This window comes from Vibrio azureus (assembly GCF_002849855.1).
Classification (GTDB): Bacteria; Pseudomonadota; Gammaproteobacteria; order Enterobacterales; family Vibrionaceae; genus Vibrio; species Vibrio azureus.
Genome location: NZ_CP018616.1, coordinates 232,021 through 247,142, shown reverse-complemented (window position 1 = coordinate 247,142; position 15,122 = coordinate 232,021). Strand labels below are relative to the sequence as shown.

17 protein-coding genes are annotated in these 15,122 nt (G+C 40.7%); 11 read left to right on the top strand and 6 right to left on the bottom strand.

Translation table 11 applies throughout. The features are described 5' to 3' along the window. Positions 1-65 precede the first annotated feature (65 nt). The 6 genes from lpxM to BS333_RS01195 are packed head-to-tail and all read left to right on the top strand — an operon-like array spanning position 66 to position 6,428. Positions 66-1,052: a lauroyl-Kdo(2)-lipid IV(A) myristoyltransferase gene (lpxM, locus tag BS333_RS01220; protein ID WP_021708975.1), complete on the top strand. Its 987-nt coding sequence runs from the start codon at positions 66-68 to the stop codon at positions 1,050-1,052. Continuing rightward, entirely contained in the window at positions 1,049-1,771 is a 723-nt protein-coding gene (locus tag BS333_RS01215) for a glycosyltransferase family 25 protein (protein WP_021708976.1), read from the top strand. Before lpxM ends, BS333_RS01215 begins: the two co-directional genes overlap by 4 nt. Then, positions 1,768-2,823, top strand: a complete 1,056-nt coding sequence (gene waaF, locus BS333_RS01210) for a lipopolysaccharide heptosyltransferase II (protein ID WP_021708977.1) — start codon at positions 1,768-1,770, stop codon at positions 2,821-2,823. The genes BS333_RS01215 and waaF overlap by 4 nt, the downstream gene beginning before the upstream one ends. Beyond that, a complete protein-coding gene (gene waaA, locus BS333_RS01205; RefSeq protein ID WP_021708978.1) occupies positions 2,817-4,088 on the top strand; it encodes a lipid IV(A) 3-deoxy-D-manno-octulosonic acid transferase in 1,272 nt (423 codons plus the stop codon). The genes waaF and waaA overlap by 7 nt, the downstream gene beginning before the upstream one ends. A gap of 9 nt (positions 4,089-4,097) precedes the next feature. Next, the gene (locus BS333_RS01200; protein WP_021708979.1) at positions 4,098-5,210 is read left to right on the top strand and encodes a glycosyltransferase; all 1,113 of its coding nucleotides are present in this window, start codon (positions 4,098-4,100) and stop codon (positions 5,208-5,210) included. Beyond that, entirely contained in the window at positions 5,211-6,428 is a 1,218-nt protein-coding gene (locus BS333_RS01195; RefSeq protein ID WP_021708980.1) for an O-antigen ligase family protein, read from the top strand. It abuts the gene before it with no gap. A 105-nt stretch (positions 6,429-6,533) separates the two neighbouring features. Here BS333_RS01195 and BS333_RS01190 read toward each other — a convergent pair whose 3' ends face one another. The 4 genes from BS333_RS01190 to BS333_RS01175 all read right to left on the bottom strand — a co-directional run bounded on the left by BS333_RS01190 (position 6,534) and on the right by BS333_RS01175 (position 9,086). Continuing rightward, positions 6,534-6,734 (bottom strand): hypothetical protein, encoded by a 201-nt coding sequence (locus tag BS333_RS01190; RefSeq protein ID WP_021708981.1) that lies wholly within the window; start codon positions 6,732-6,734, stop codon positions 6,534-6,536. Further along, complete coding sequence (gene rfbB, locus BS333_RS01185) at positions 6,734-7,798, bottom strand: dTDP-glucose 4,6-dehydratase (RefSeq protein WP_021708982.1); 1,065 nt, start codon at positions 7,796-7,798, stop codon at positions 6,734-6,736. Before rfbB ends, BS333_RS01190 begins: the two co-directional genes overlap by 1 nt. A gap of 147 nt (positions 7,799-7,945) precedes the next feature. Beyond that, positions 7,946-8,656 carry a 3-deoxy-D-manno-octulosonic acid kinase gene (locus BS333_RS01180; protein WP_033003496.1) on the bottom strand — a complete coding sequence of 237 codons (711 nt, stop codon included), beginning with the start codon at positions 8,654-8,656 and terminating at the stop codon, positions 7,946-7,948. Positions 8,657-8,681: 25 nt separating this feature from the next. Then, positions 8,682-9,086 (bottom strand): diacylglycerol kinase, encoded by a 405-nt coding sequence (locus BS333_RS01175; protein ID WP_021708984.1) that lies wholly within the window; start codon positions 9,084-9,086, stop codon positions 8,682-8,684. 107 nt (positions 9,087-9,193) lie between these two features. Between BS333_RS01175 and BS333_RS01170 the strand changes: the two genes are divergently transcribed. The 5 genes from BS333_RS01170 to BS333_RS01150 are packed head-to-tail and all read left to right on the top strand — an operon-like array spanning position 9,194 to position 13,325. Further along, complete coding sequence (locus tag BS333_RS01170; RefSeq protein ID WP_021708985.1) at positions 9,194-10,240, top strand: glycosyltransferase family 9 protein; 1,047 nt, start codon at positions 9,194-9,196, stop codon at positions 10,238-10,240. A gap of 49 nt (positions 10,241-10,289) precedes the next feature. Further along, positions 10,290-11,057 (top strand): glycosyltransferase family 2 protein, encoded by a 768-nt coding sequence (locus BS333_RS01165; RefSeq protein WP_021708986.1) that lies wholly within the window; start codon positions 10,290-10,292, stop codon positions 11,055-11,057. Next, positions 11,054-11,851: a glycosyltransferase family 2 protein gene (locus tag BS333_RS01160; protein WP_021708987.1), complete on the top strand. Its 798-nt coding sequence runs from the start codon at positions 11,054-11,056 to the stop codon at positions 11,849-11,851. Before BS333_RS01165 ends, BS333_RS01160 begins: the two co-directional genes overlap by 4 nt. Positions 11,852-11,901: 50 nt before the next feature. Further along, positions 11,902-12,384 (top strand): pantetheine-phosphate adenylyltransferase, encoded by a 483-nt coding sequence (gene coaD, locus BS333_RS01155; protein WP_021708988.1) that lies wholly within the window; start codon positions 11,902-11,904, stop codon positions 12,382-12,384. Then, a complete protein-coding gene (locus BS333_RS01150; protein ID WP_021708989.1) occupies positions 12,381-13,325 on the top strand; it encodes a glycosyl transferase family 90 in 945 nt (314 codons plus the stop codon). Before coaD ends, BS333_RS01150 begins: the two co-directional genes overlap by 4 nt. Before the next feature lie 109 nt (positions 13,326-13,434). Here the strand turns inward: BS333_RS01150 and BS333_RS01145 are convergent, their stop codons facing one another. Together BS333_RS01145 and BS333_RS01140 are read right to left on the bottom strand one after the other, a co-directional pair. Next, positions 13,435-14,133, bottom strand: a complete 699-nt coding sequence (locus BS333_RS01145; protein ID WP_021708990.1) for a glycosyltransferase family 25 protein — start codon at positions 14,131-14,133, stop codon at positions 13,435-13,437. Between the two features lie 81 nt (positions 14,134-14,214). Further along, positions 14,215-15,057 carry a hypothetical protein gene (locus tag BS333_RS01140; RefSeq protein ID WP_152428714.1) on the bottom strand — a complete coding sequence of 281 codons (843 nt, stop codon included), beginning with the start codon at positions 15,055-15,057 and terminating at the stop codon, positions 14,215-14,217. Between the last annotated feature and the right edge of the window lie 65 nt (positions 15,058-15,122).

Sequence of the window (15,122 nt, the reverse complement as noted above, 5' to 3'; positions counted from 1 at the left end):
AGTTAAAAATATCAATTGAGTGATGAGCGACGGCTTTTTCCTTTGTACTAGGTACTTGCAAACTGATGACTGAACAACGTAATGACTTCGATCCTAAGGCCTATAACCCAGTCTTTCAGCGCCATTTCCTTGCGCCCAAATATTGGCTTACTTGGCTTGGGGTGATACTTGCTGTGCCTCTTTCTCTACTGCCTTTTAGCCTGCAAAAATGGCTGGCTAAAATCATCGCCAGCAAAATGGTTAAGTCTTCCAAAGGCCCAATTCATCGAATTAGAGTGAACTTCGAGCTGTGTTTTCCTGAAAAATCATTTGCAGAACGTGAAGCTTTAATTGAAAAGACACTTTACACCGCCGCTTTGTTTTTCTTTCGCTTTGGCTTACTCAGCTTACGTTCGTCTAAGTGGTTGCAGCGACGTTGTCAGATCCGTGGTTTAGACATCCTACAAAAGCACATTGATAACGATGAAAAAGTCATTTTGATGGTGCCACATTCTTGGGCTATTGATGTGCCAGCGGTATTGCTTGCTTCGATGGGCATGCCGGTATCAGCCATGGCAAAGAAACAGAAAAACGAAGTCGCAGATTGGTTGATGCACCGACAACGAGTGCAATATGGCGGCCGCGTTTACGAACGCTCTGGCGGTATTAAACCGTTTTTAAAATCGATTCGCGATGGCTATATTGGCTACTACCTGCCCGATCAGGATCATGGTCCTGAGCACAGTGTGTTTGTCGATTTTTTTGCCACTCGTAAAGCCACCCTGCCTGGCTTAGGTAAAATTGCCAAACTATCGCGCGCTAAAGTGTTGCCTATGTTCGCTTCAATAAATAGCGAAGATGGCTCGTTTGATATCGAAATCTTACCGGCGTTCGAGTTAGACAAAGGTGAAGAACAAGATGCACGTACTTGTAACCAAGCAATTGAGTACTTTGTTGCCAGTAAACCTGAACAATATATGTGGATACTGCAGTTGCTCCGCTCACAAGAAAATGGCAATAATTATTACAACCTCTTTAAACCGAGATATGATAGCGATTGGAAAGTTCAGTGAAAGTATTTGTCGTAAGCTTGGCTCGATCGCTAGATCGCCGAGAACGTATAGAAGAAAGGTTAAAACAACAGGGCGTTGAGTTTGAATTTTTTGATGCCGTAGATGGCTCTATTGACGGTTTTCTTCATTCAGAAAAAAACCGTCCAACCATTACTCAGCACCGCAAAGGGTATCAATTAAAAGCCAGTGAAGTAGCCTGCTTCTCAAGCCACTACGAGTTGTGGGTTCGCTGTACTGAGCTCGATGAACCGATAATCATCTTAGAAGATAACGTCGATCCTGTAGAAGGATTGAAGCAAATACTCGCACATACCTTTCCGCTGACTTCTACTTATGACTACATTAAGTTGTCTGCCACTAAGAAGCGGGTATTCACTCCAATCGCACCGATTGATGATAATCATATGCTCGGAGGCTACTCTGCTGGGACTTGTGGTACCACCGCTTATATTGTCACACCGAAAGCTGCCTCTAAGTTTGTTAGACATGCTCAAGAGTTTATCGAACCAGTCGATGACTACATGGAAAAACCATGGCGCCATAATGTTCAGACTTACAGCGTTGCCCCAGACCTTTTCACTAGAGCTCAAATCGCTTCAACCATTGGTACTAAAAGAAAAGACAAGTCGAAGATGACCCTACCTAATAAGATCTACGCAGAGCTCTTCAGAACCTACGAGTCCATTCTTAAGTTTATGTACTGGAAGAACAAAGCATGAAAATACTCATCATCGGACCATCTTGGGTTGGTGATATGGTGATGTCCCAGTCACTGTACATCGTTTTAAAGCAGCTTCATCCACAAAGCCAAATTGACGTAATTGCACCCGGTTGGTGTAAACCCATTCTTGAGCGTATGCCAGAGATCCACCAAGCGATTGAAATGCCTATCGGTCATGGTGAGTTCAACTTATTGGGTCGCCGTGAAATTGGCAAGTCTCTACGTGAAAAGCAATATGATCACGCTTACATTCTGCCTAAGTCGGCAAAATCTGCCCTGATTCCTTGGTTTGCCAATATTCCGCTTCGCACGGGCTGGAAAGGCGAAATGCGCTACGGGCTGCTTAATGACTTGCGTCCAAATATGAAGTCTTTTCAATTCATGGTTGAACGCTATGTGGCATTAGCCTATTCACAAACGGAGATGGTTGACTCCTCCTCACTGGGTGGTTTAGAAACCCTACCTCGCCCAAGCCTGTTTATTGATAAACAAGAGCAAGCTGAAGCTATTGCTAAGTTTAATCTCAACCAAGAAGCGCCTGCTATTGGCCTATGCCCAGGTGCGGAGTTTGGCCCTGCGAAAAAATGGCCCGAAGCGCACTATGCAGAAGTCGCCTCAGCAATGGCGCATTCAGGAAAACAAGTGTGGCTATTTGGCTCACAAAAAGACCTGGAGACCTGTAACAACATCAAACAATTAGTCCCTCAGGAACATCAGCACCAAATTCATGTTTTAGCCGGGCAAACAAGCCTGATTGAAGCAGTTGATCTGCTGGCGGCGTGTCAAACTGTAGTAGCAAACGACTCAGGCCTTATGCACGTGGCAGCGGCCGTTGGTTGTAATGTGGTGGCAGTTTATGGTTCAACCTCACCCAAATACACGCCACCACTGGCGGAAAAGGTAGAGATTGTTCACACTGACATTGACTGTCGTCCATGCTTTAAGCGTGAGTGTGAGTTTAAGCACCTTAAGTGTTTAACTGAGTTATCCCCGAAGCAAGTACTCAGTAGTATTCAAAAACTGGAAGCAATAACGGTCAGCTCATGCTAATTCGAGGCCTATATACTTTATTACTCGCCATCGCTTCTCCTTTGCTACTGTTTGGTTTGTATAAAAGCAAACCAAACAAGCCCAAGTTTGGCCAACGATGGAAAGAGCATTTTGGTATTACTCCAAAGCTAGAAGCAACTGAGCCCCCCATTTGGATTCATGCGGTTTCGGTAGGTGAAAGCATCGCTGCTATTCCACTCATTAAAGCGTTAAAAAAGAAAAACCCAACCCAACCTATTTTGGTCACCACCACAACCAGCACTGGTGCAGAACAAATTGCTAAGTTGGGTGACTTAGTTGAACACCGCTATATGCCTATCGATTTTAGCTTTGCCGTGAAAGGCTTTCTAAAGGCAATACACCCAAAGCAAATGTTGATCATCGAAACCGAGCTTTGGCCAAACACGCTTAATGTTGTCCATAATGCGGGAATCCCTATCATCGTGGTCAATGCTCGCCTATCTGAAAAGTCGTGTAAGAACTACGCCAAAGTTCAGCCACTGTTTAACCTATTAGCCCCTTGTCTGGATAAAGTACTTTGCCAGACAGAGTCAGATGCCGAGCGTTTCGAACGTTTAGGGGTCGAGAAAAACAAACTTTTTGTTACAGGCTCAATAAAGTTTGATATTCAAATATCGGATACGGTTAGAGAGCAAGGCAAAGCACTGCGCAATGAACTTGGCCGCGATCGCCCAGTCTGGATTGCAGCAAGTACCCACAAAGGTGAGGACGAGCAAGTTCTTGAAGCGCATAAACAAGTTCTAGAGTCACACCCTGACGCACTATTGATTCTTGTTCCTCGCCATCCAGAACGTTTCGACAACGTATTTGAGCTTTGCCAGAAGCTAGACTTTGAAACTGCTCGCCGTACAAGCCAAGAAGCCGTAACAACATCGACCCAAGTGTATCTTGGCGATACCATGGGTGAAATGTTAACTCTTATTGGTGCTGCTGATGTTTGTTTTATGGGTGGTAGTTTAATTGGCGATAAAGTTGGTGGACACAATGTGTTAGAGCCGGCAGCATTGGGGGTCCCTGTGATTACCGGACCAAGTTATTATAACTTTGAATTGATTGTATCAACACTACTCAAAAAAGAGATAATTAATATTATTGATCATAAACAAGCACTATCAGAATCTATTATTATCTTACTAAGCTCAAATCACAATATTAAGAATATAAATAAAGACTTAAAATACTTTATGTCACGACAAGTTGGCGTAATTGAAAGAACAACATCAATATTGATAGATGATAGGTAGAATATAATTATGAGAAAAAAGACCATTATCTCGATTGTCCCACACTTAAAAGGTGGAGGTGTAGAGAGCTCTGTTATAAATTTAAGTCAAGAGTTAGCTAAACTTGAGGATTGCTTTGTTCATATTATTACAACAAAGCCCTATAAAGGCCTAACACCAGAACCAAAATCTGTAATAATACATAAACTAAACACTGAAAAGAGAAATTTTCTTGGTTTAAAAATAGCCAACAAGAGTAAATGTAAAATCATCGATCATTACATTAAAGAAAATATTACACAAGATGAGCCAGACCTCATTATTTGCCACTTAGACACCATATCAAAAGTGATGAAATACTCTCGGTTTAAGAATGCTTATCATGTTGTTCATAGTAATCTTTCAAAAAATAAATTAAGCAAAAAAAACACTCTTGGCAAGCTCATCAAGAAAATAAAAATCTTTTTAATTTACAGAAATTTACCCGTCATTTGCGTCTCAAAAGGAATAGAAGAAGATCTAAACAAAAACTTTAAGATCAACAGGACCACAACTATTTATAATGGTGTTTCAACGGAATCAATAGCTACGCTCTCTCAAGAGGAATTCATTGCTCCTAACAAAGACTACTTTCTCCATATTGGCAATTTTAATGAAGCTAAACGGCAAGATCGCCTCGTAAAATCCTATATTGATTCTGATATAAAAGATACTGACCTTGTTTTACTTGGAGAAAGAGATACTGAAATAACCCAGAGAATACAAGGAATCATCACTGATAACCCCAATGCTGCTCAAAGAATTAAACTTCTTGGCTTTTGTGAGAATCCCTACCCATGGTTGGCAAATGCTGCTGGTTTGATACTTTGCTCCGATTATGAAGGCTTTGCTATCGTCATCGCAGAATCAATTGCATTAGGTACCCCTACGATATCGACCGACTGTCAAAGCGGCCCTAGTGAAATTTTTGGTGAGACGTATCAACATTGCCTTTGTGAGTTAAACAGTTCAAGTTTAAAAGAAAAAATCTTGGAGCTGCATAAGGAAAAGAATAAATTTATCGTGCCTCTTAATAAAAAGTTTACTGTAGAGTTTATGGCTACGCAGTACTACAATTTAGCTCAATATAGGTCAAAAAATTAAATGAATACAAAAAAACTTCCTTTAAAAGAAAAGATCGGATATTTGATATCACTTCCCCCATTTTTGTGGATTTTTTCGGGCCAATTGACGACCAATCATGCATACAAAGCCCTGGTGGGGTTGATAAGCATTTCACTAGTAATTTCTTGCTGCTACTACGGCCCTAAAGCGATTTTAAGTAATCTAACCAGTAACCGGTGGTTACAGATCCTTGCTTTGATGTTACTTTCTGCTATTCTTTTTCAAGAATACAATAATGGAAGCTCAACAGGGATGCTGAGAGCTTATGCCTGTATGCTCGTATTATTTATTTCTATACCAACATTTGAATCAAGAAGGATTTTCTCAAAGCTTCATTGGTATTTATTACTTTCTAGTATTGTTTTACTTACTAGTTCATTTTTACATGCTCATATTTGGCATACACCAAGAGCTTTATGGCCTATCAATGCAATCACTTTTACCACAATTTCAGCTGTTGTTGCCGCCTGCTCCCTTATCTACGCCTTACTATCTTCTTCTAAGCGAGTGCGTTCTGTTGGCTTGCTAAGCTTTACATTAAGTTTGAACTCGATATTAATAGGGCAAACAAGAGGAGTGATTTTAGCTTTGGTGGTTGCCGCAGCCATTATCATCATTCTGACCTATCGAAAAAAGCAGCTCTTAGTTAATCGCTTAGCTATTGTTGGTGTATTAAGTATATTTTCAATAATTCTGAATTCAAGCTCTATCATAGGGCGTATAAACTCAACAAAAAATGAAATAACGCACCTTAAGCAAGCACAATATACAACTTCTATCGGCATCCGTTTACAATTGTGGTCTTCGAGCATTTACCCTATCACTGATAACCCACTGCTTGGTATCGGTGACCAACATCAGGAATATCGTCAAAAGCTCTTTGAACAGAAATTACTTAAAAAGGAGTTCATTGCCTGGGACCATTACCACAATCAGTACGTAGACAAACTAGTAAGAAATGGTCTTATTGGGTTGATGCTATTTTTGTTACTTGTGACTTATCCGCTCACTCAGCTTCAGCGTTTAGATTTTCTGCCCCGTCTAATAGTGATCGGAACAATCAGTGTTTGCGCCACTGCTGCTTTGACTGATGTCCCTTTGACTCATGTTCAGCCCTTTATTATATTTGTCTCATTAATATCATTATGCTTAGCACAAGGAACTAATACAGGACGGCCTTGTGAGTCATCCAGCTAGGTACATAAATACGCTCTCGAAATAAACTAGACAAGCCTCAAAACGTTCATTTTGGGGCTTATTTTTATTTTTTGAATGGGCAGCTATCTAAAAGGGGGGGAGTATTTATATTGATATCGTATTGCTTGGGTAAAGCATATAAGTCTTCAAGGCTAGTGGACTCTGAAACTTTGCTTGGCAAATTACACTCTCGTCCCACAGAAAAGTAATAATCGAAGAACTTAAAGTCACCTCTTCCACTAAGTCATCAAAAGAAATATGGTGAGCAGGCACGCCATAAGCGTCAGCAATAATAATACCTTTCATTATTCACCTGCTCCGAGTCTTTCTAAACTGTATGAACCATCAAGCACACGTTGCCACCATTGCTGGTTGTTTAGATACCATTCAACGGTTTTTCGAATGCCACTTTCGAATGTTTCTTCAGGCGTCCAGTTAAGCTCTTGAGCAATTTTTGTTGCATCAATTGCATAGCGTATATCATGACCTGGTCGGTCTTTCACATACGTGATCAACGATTCATAAGATTCAACATCTGCAGGTTTGTTTGGTCGAAACTCTTCAAGTAACGAGCAAATGGTTTTCACGACTTCAATGTTCGCTTTTTCATTGTGACCACCAATGTTATATGTTTCACCGATTTCACCCTCAGTCACTACTTTGTAAAGAGCACGAGCATGATCTTCGACGAACAACCAATCACGGATTTGCATACCATCGCCATAAACTGGCAACGGTTTGCCATCTAATGCATTAAGGATCATTAGAGGGATTAACTTCTCTGGAAAATGGTAAGGTCCATAGTTATTCGAACAATTAGTAACAACGGTTGGGAAACCGTAAGTTCGCAGCCAAGCTCGAACTAAATGATCGCTGGATGCTTTAGAAGCGGAGTAAGGGCTACTCGGCGCATAGGATGTAGTTTCAGTAAACAAATCATCCGTACCTTCTAGGTCACCATACACTTCGTCGGTAGAAATATGATGAAAACGGAAAGTGGCTTTGCGTGTATCATCAAGTGTCGACCAATATTGGCGTGCCGATTCAAGAAGGTGATATGTTCCAATGACATTGGTTTCAATAAATGCCGCAGGTCCATCAATGGAACGATCTACGTGTGATTCCGCCGCAAGGTGCATCACGAGATCAGGTTGATGCTTTTCAAATACGCGATCAAGCTCGTCACGTTGACAGATATCAACCTGCTCAAAATGGTAACGTTCACTATCCGATACTTCCGCTAAGGACTCTAAATTACCCGCATAAGTCAATTTATCTAGGTTAATGACGGTATCTTGTGTATCACAAATGATGTGTCTTATGACTGCAGAGCCAATAAAACCAGCACCACCAGTTACGAGTATTTTCATTATGAATGTTACCGGCTTAATTATTGTGCTCACGTAAAGTGCGAGAAATCTTGTTTAATTGTAGTTGAATTTGCACTTAAACTACTCAACTTGGCTTGCCTTAATAAGATAGCCAAATTTAAATTTTTGACTGCTCGTCGTTAGCACCTAAAGACTTAAAGAGTACGTCTTTTCAAGCACAGCGAAGTCGCTTTCTTGCCAATGTATCTGGCGTTTCTTCAATTCTTTAAAAAACGAGCGCTTCAAACGCTCTAAATTGCCTTGCTTCCAATCACCATCCGGTTGCTGACGGCATTTATCAAAATCAATAATCCATACTTTTCTTTTGTCATCAATCAGAATATTGTGAATGTTCAGATCAGTATGATTCACGTTGGCATTGTGCATCTTGGCAATTTCTTGCCCTATCTTCTGATACATGGCTTCCGATAATGGCTTTTCTTGCAAAAGACTGACTAAGTCTTGAGCATTTGCAATCCTTTCACTTAATAAATCCGCTTTATAAGTTAAGCCTATTTTGACTGCTCTCGCAGCTATCGGTCGGGGAACATTGACCCCTGCATCAATGAGCAATTGCAGTAATTTAAGCTCTTGTGCGCTCCGAGTCTGCTCCCACCCTGCGAACCAATAATGGTCCTTGATAAGCTTACCAAACAAGCCACCACGACGATAATGGCGTAAAGCGACTTGTAAATCATTAAGTTGGATAAACCATGTAGTACCACGCCCAGAAGCACTACCCACAACTTTGTCTTGCTTTTGCCAATATTGAGCATCAAACAGCGATTGGTGTGGGTTATAAATGATTTGATCATCAAACCAAATCATACTGTTGTCTTGTTGGAGGCACTTAATCATGGTTTACACTCAGGTAGTGATAACATTATAGATAATGACCAGTAATAATGTACAGCCATACAAAGCCCGCAAACAGCATAGCGACCAAAACCGCAGCAGAGCCAATGTCTTTTGCTCGACCACTGAGTTCATGGTACTCCGTACCGATTCGATCAACAACCGCTTCTATGGCCGAATTAAGCAACTCCACAATCAATACCAATACCACCACTCCTAGCATGATAATGCGCTCTATAACGCTTAAATCTAAAAAGCAAACGGATATGATGGCAATGACCAGCAGTGCAAGTTCTTGACGAATAGCGGCTTCATATTTAAAAGCGGCTTTTAATCCTTGCATAGAGAACCCCGCAGCTTTGATGATGCGAGTTAGACCAGTATTACCCGGCTTACCAGAGGTTGGCGTTGAATTAGGCTGTTTTTGTGACATCGTTTTCTTCTTTCTTTGATTATAATAATTGCAAGTGCCCATTTTACATTTATTAGCAATGTCTGCATAATTTACTTGCTCTTAAATTATCTTACTAGACAGACACTATGTTCACTTCAGCTCCTGCCTCTCTGTGTATTTTACGATTATCCGCCTTGGGTGATGTGTGTAATGCCATTGCAACTGCTCAGGCGATTCAAAAACAATGGCCTACGACGCAAATTACTTGGATAACCAGCGCACTCGAAGCTCAACTCCTCCAAGCCGTAGAAGGTATTGAGATCATTGTTTTTGATAAAAAAGCAGGGTTCAAAGGCTATCAAGCTGTGTGGCGTCAGTTACAAGATCGTGAGTTTGATGCCTTGCTGCACATGCAATATGCACTTCGAGCTAGTGTGGTCACGTTAGGGATTAAGGCTAAGTACACCCTAGGTTTTGCTGCTGATCGCAGTCAAGATTTTCAAACCTTATTTACCAACGTAAAAGTTCCTTCCCCACCTTCACTGCATGTAGCAGATGGACTGCTGGCTTTTGCCTATCAGCTAGGGGTGGTTCCTACAGAGCCCACTTGGTCTTTAACTTATCCAGAAACAGATAAAGTGTGGGCAAATGCACAACTCCAGAAAGATAAACCACATTTACTGATCGTTCCAGGTGCCAGTAAAGCCTATAAGAACTGGCATGCTCAGGGCTATGTCGATGTCATTAACCATGCCCGCCAAAAAGGTTGGCAAGTTATCTTGGCAGGAAGCCCAGCAAAAGTGGAAGTTGATCTTGCAGAAAGTATTCAGTCATTACTGAGCGAACCTTGTCTAAACTTAGTAGGTAAAAGCTCCATTATGCAAATGCTGGCGCTGATTGATCACGTTGAGATGGTCATTTCGCCTGATACTGGCCCTGCCCATATGGCCAGTGCTATGAATACCCCTGTGATTGGTTTATATGCTCATCACAATCCAGCTCGCGTTGGACCTTATCGCTATTTGCAATACGCCGTTTCAGTGTATGAAGAGGCCATTTGGGCTGAAACAGGCAAAACCAGCCAACAACTGAGCTGGAGAACACGTGTGAAAGATGAAAAAGCGATGAATAGAATTTCCAGTCAATGTGTTATCGCCATGTTTGATCGCGTTTTACAAGATGTATATTCTTAATATCAATAAACTACATTGACGAATGACACAACTCAATCAGGAGATGACCTTGTCTAAACCCACGTTGGCAGTCGCCTTAATTGTAAAGAATGAAGAAAAACACCTTCAAGCTTGTCTAGAAACAGTAAAAGATTGGGTTGATGAGATTGTCTTGCTGGATTCAGGAAGCACCGATCAAACTGAAGCGATTGCAAGGCAATATACCGATAAGTTCTACACCAATTTAGAATGGCCGGGCTTTGGTAAGCAGCGTCAGCTTGCCCAACAATATGTCACTGCTGATTATGTGCTTTGGTTAGATGCTGATGAACAAGTCACACCAGAGCTGAAAGACAGTATTTTAAAAGCCGTCGAAAAAGATGAACCAAACACTCTGTACAAAGTAAATCGCCTGAGTGCCGCATTTGGTAAGTTTATCTATCATTCCGGATGGTCGCCAGACTGGATCGTTCGTCTTTATCGCACTAAGTATACTCATTACAATAATGCGCTCGTGCATGAAAAAGTTGAAGATAAAGGCTTTGCAATCAAAAAGCTGGACGGAAGACTGCATCATTATACGTATGAGAACCTCCATCATTATATCCACAAAACTACTGGCTACCTAAAAGCTTGGGCAGACGAGCGAGAGGGTAGGAAAAAATCCGGTCTCAGTACGGCTATCATCCATGCGTTAGCTAGCTTTTTGAAGATGTACATTCTCAAACGTGGTTTTCTTGATGGTAAGCATGGTTTCATCCTTGCATGGCTGAGCATGCATTCTACTTTCGTTAAATACATCGACTTATACTTACGCGAACAGGCAAAAAAACAATGAAAACAACGTTAATAATTACCACTTATAACTGGAAAGAAGCCTTAAAATCTGTTTTAGAAAGTGTAGAACGTCAAACTGTTTTACCTGATGAAGTCATTGTGGCCGATGATGGGTCTCGTAAAGATACTAAAGCAATGATTGACCAAATGCGTGAAGGTTTTCCGACGCCTCTGGTACATAGTTGGCATGAAGACAATGGCTTCCAGCTTTCTATGAGCCGCAACCGTGCAATCGCGAAAGCCTCTGGCGATTACTTAATTATGATTGATGGTGACATGGTGTTGTCACGGACCTTTATCGAATCTCATAAGCACGTGGCAAAACCAAATTGGTTTGTTCAAGGTGGTCGAGTTCTTACTGACGAAGCATGCAGCCGTGAAATTATGGAAAACGATTTGGTTCCTTCGGTGTTTAGCAAAGGGATCCGCAACCGTAAGAACTGCATTACCAACTCACTACTCTCGAGCTGGTTCTCATACGAACGCAACAACGACAAAGCAACTCGTGGCTGTAATATGGCGTTTTGGCGACAAGATGTCATCGAAGTGAATGGCTTCAACCAAGATTTTGTCGGTTGGGGACGAGAAGATAGCGAATTTGTTCATCGTATGCTAAATGCGGGTAAGTCACGCTTATACCTCAAGTTTGCCGGGGTAGGCTACCATCTCTACCACATAGAAAACTCACGCGCGTCGCTGGGTCAGAACGATGAGATCTTAGAAAACACGATTAAAAACAAGCTAAAACACTGCGAAAATGGTGTTGACCAATTTTTAGAACCTGAAAATGATTAATATCGGTCACACAAATCAATACAAGTAGACGTATACGAGAAAGTTTTACGATGAAAAAAGTTATATACCCAGGTACTTTCGACCCAATTACCAACGGTCATCTCGATATCATCACGCGTGCTGCAGACATGTTTGATAATATCATCATTGGCGTTGCAGCTAGCCCTTCTAAAAATACGTTATTTAGTCTGGATGAACGCGTCCAACTGGTCGAAGCATCCACTGCCCATTTAAGCAATGTATCGACAGAAGGCTTCAGTGGTCTACTGGTTGATTTTGCTCGTGAACAAAAAGCCAATATATTAGTCCGAGGCTTACGGACCACGGTTGACTTCGAATATGAATTTGGTCTAACGAGCATGTACCGTAAGCTCTTACCAGGTGTAGAGAGTGTTTTTCTAACACCCGCAGAAGAGTATGCCTTTCTTTCTTCAACCATTGTCCGTGAAGTCGCTATCCATGGAGGCGAGGTAACACAATTTGTGCCCCTTGCAGTCAATAACGCGCTCCTAACTAAATTCGACAAATCATGAAAAAGTTAAAATACTACTTAAGCAATATATTCCTTCCTTATTTACCTTCTTGTTTTTTCCGTTTCTATGCAAGAAATCTGATAAAGAAGCAAGGGACATACGAGCTAAAATATTTATTTGAGAGAGTTGAGTATTACAATAAATTAAATTCTGAATTTACTCTCACAAAGCAAGACTTAACTGAAGTCAGGAATTTCAAAAAAACAGGAGGGAGCACCTACTATTATGATTTACTTAAAGTAGTTAAGAGCTTCCCGGCCAAGGCAAAGTTCAAATACATCAATGGTGATGTCGTCGATATTCCCTCCGAGCCAACCTTTCTAAAAAGCAGACCCATTGAAGGTAATAACGCCAACTCAGTTCTGCTCAAGCTCAATGCTGTGAGACACTATAATTTTGTCAAGCAAGACAAACCTTATCAAAATAAAAAAGATCGACTTGTTTGGCGTGGGACTGGGTTTCGGCCAAATAGGAGAATATTACTCGCTACACATTTTCATAACCCTCGGTGTGATGTAGGTAGAGTAGACACTAAAGAGCAAGATCAATTACATTACGTCACGCCTCCGATGACGATAGCAGAGCAATTAGAGTACAAATTTATACTCAGCTTAGAAGGAATGGACGTTGCGACTAACCTAAAGTGGATTATGTCTTCAAACTCACTTTGCTTTACACCCAAGCTGCGCTTTGAAACATGGTTTATGGAAGGGAGACTCTTACCTGGCGTACACTATGTCGAGATAAAAGATGATTTTTCCGACATTAACGAAAAGATGGATTACTACCTTGCCCACCCTAAAGAAGCGGAAAACATCATCGCCAATGCGCATGCTTGGGTAGAACAATTCAAACACCCGCAGCGAGAGCGACTGATTTCATTAATGGTAGCCCAGAAATACTTTAATCTACAAGAAATCCCCCCGAGTAACACTGCGTAATACATTCAAGCACTTACCGTTTGATTCGACTCTCAGTTAACCACTAAATACTACCATTAAAAACAACAAATAAAGGCTACCTTAAATTCTGGGTGACCTTTAGTATTAACTAAAATTTATATTTAATTTTATTTAAAACTCTAAGAAACATATTTATTGGATTAAAAGTCTTTTTACCCTTACGTTTATTAGCAATACTCGATAAGTTTGCTTGCCGTTTCGCCACAACAATTGGGCTAATATAACCGTAACAACCGCTCAATTTAGGAATAGATAACCATTTATCGATGGGAACAGCGTAGGCTGTTTTTTGCATTTTGCTAAGGAGATCAACAGCCCTCAAAGGAGTTATACCATAGCATACCGTAGGAAAAGGCTTATTCTCCTCTACATCAGAGACTTTAAATGGTCTGTCTGATTCTAAAATATAACTAAAGTTCGTGAAGTTAATCAAGCCATATTTTTTAATATATTCGGATACATCCGCCCTAAGTAACCTCGAAGGTTCCTGTATAAATTCGATATTATCTTCGATGATTATTGCAGAGTTACCACTCGCAACTATTTTTTCCCAAGCTTGTGAATGAGTCTTAAAACAGCCGATTTCACCCGCCATGATGGCTTTTTGACGAAACTTATGGGAATAACTTTGATACTTTTTTTCAAGACAGAGGAGAGCATCATAAGGGTCTGATTGCACAAACTCAAAGTTAAACTCTTTAAGATAGCTGCGTATTCTCTCAACTCTTTCCTCGTTACCTGTTGTAATAACATATATTTTTAACGATGTATTAACGTTTGGTTCCATGAATATGCCTTAAAGTATTGAAAATTTGAGGTATACTGTTGGCAAGAATGGACTAATTCGAGCAAAGCAGTGTACCGTTAATTAGTGATTACTTAGAAAATTGATACCAAAATACTCCATAGTTTGAGCCATCTGTTTATCATTGCCCCCTTGGTAAACATTATACAAAGCAAGTCCTTTTCGCTTAGTAGATAACGTTATCACACTAGGATAAGTAACCAAACTGCGAGGCTTCGTTAGCTTGCTTTCAAAACCATTATAGTAAGTTAAGCATTTCAACCAAATATCATCAGCACATCGACTGTGCTGCATAAAGTCATTCTTTTGCTGTTCGAGGCCCATTAGAGAGGTGACGGGATAAAGGACACCACCAACCCCCGTTGGCATTATTAGATGATGCTTAATATGATCACAAGGGATATCATGCTGCCCATTCCACTGTCTATAGGCTTTTGGTTTGCCTTCAACATCTAAAGTAATGGTCTTACATCGGTGAGCGACCACTGCATTTGGATGCTGCGAGGACGCATGAACCAGCTCCTCCAACCAATTGGACGAATAAAGCACATCATCATCTGCCGTGACTAATAAAGCTTGTTCATTTTTATGATGTTTTAAGTATGAATAATAGATTTTTTTATATGAGCAAATATTTTCATCAACAAAACATAGTGTTAACCCACGCTTTTCCAAGCGTTTCAAACTAGAAGGTAACTGCTCTCTGCGCATATCTTGATTGGAGATATACAAGGTTAAGGAATTCATTGGAGCCGTTTGCTTCATTAACATTTCTATGATGATGAATACCTTATGCAGACGACGACCGTAGCTGGTAAGTGAGACATGAACAGGGCTGCTAGAATCAAAGTCTCTATTGTTTCGAACAACAAAATGAGCCCAACAAGCTTGCAGCATTAATTTCAAAGAAATCCATTTCTTTTTTACTTTTCTTAATTTTCTTAATTTTCTTATCATATCGACCAAACTAT

Bases quoted from the DNA above. Each gene is read 5' to 3' on its own strand.
- lpxM (WP_021708975.1), top strand. From the start codon at position 66: ATGACTGAACAACGTAATGACTTCGATCCTAAGGCCTATAACCCAGTC.
- waaF (WP_021708977.1), top strand. From the start codon at position 1,768: ATGAAAATACTCATCATCGGACCATCTTGGGTTGGTGATATGGTGATG.
- waaA (WP_021708978.1), top strand. From the start codon at position 2,817: ATGCTAATTCGAGGCCTATATACTTTATTACTCGCCATCGCTTCTCCT.
- BS333_RS01200 (WP_021708979.1), top strand. From the start codon at position 4,098: ATGAGAAAAAAGACCATTATCTCGATTGTCCCACACTTAAAAGGTGGA.
- BS333_RS01195 (WP_021708980.1), top strand. From the start codon at position 5,211: ATGAATACAAAAAAACTTCCTTTAAAAGAAAAGATCGGATATTTGATA.
- BS333_RS01190 (WP_021708981.1), bottom strand. From the start codon at position 6,734: ATGAAAGGTATTATTATTGCTGACGCTTATGGCGTGCCTGCTCACCAT.
- rfbB (WP_021708982.1), bottom strand. From the start codon at position 7,798: ATGAAAATACTCGTAACTGGTGGTGCTGGTTTTATTGGCTCTGCAGTC.
- BS333_RS01180 (WP_033003496.1), bottom strand. From the start codon at position 8,656: ATGATTAAGTGCCTCCAACAAGACAACAGTATGATTTGGTTTGATGAT.
- BS333_RS01175 (WP_021708984.1), bottom strand. From the start codon at position 9,086: ATGTCACAAAAACAGCCTAATTCAACGCCAACCTCTGGTAAGCCGGGT.
- BS333_RS01170 (WP_021708985.1), top strand. From the start codon at position 9,194: ATGTTCACTTCAGCTCCTGCCTCTCTGTGTATTTTACGATTATCCGCC.
- BS333_RS01160 (WP_021708987.1), top strand. From the start codon at position 11,054: ATGAAAACAACGTTAATAATTACCACTTATAACTGGAAAGAAGCCTTA.
- coaD (WP_021708988.1), top strand. From the start codon at position 11,902: ATGAAAAAAGTTATATACCCAGGTACTTTCGACCCAATTACCAACGGT.
- BS333_RS01150 (WP_021708989.1), top strand. From the start codon at position 12,381: ATGAAAAAGTTAAAATACTACTTAAGCAATATATTCCTTCCTTATTTA.
- BS333_RS01145 (WP_021708990.1), bottom strand. From the start codon at position 14,133: ATGGAACCAAACGTTAATACATCGTTAAAAATATATGTTATTACAACA.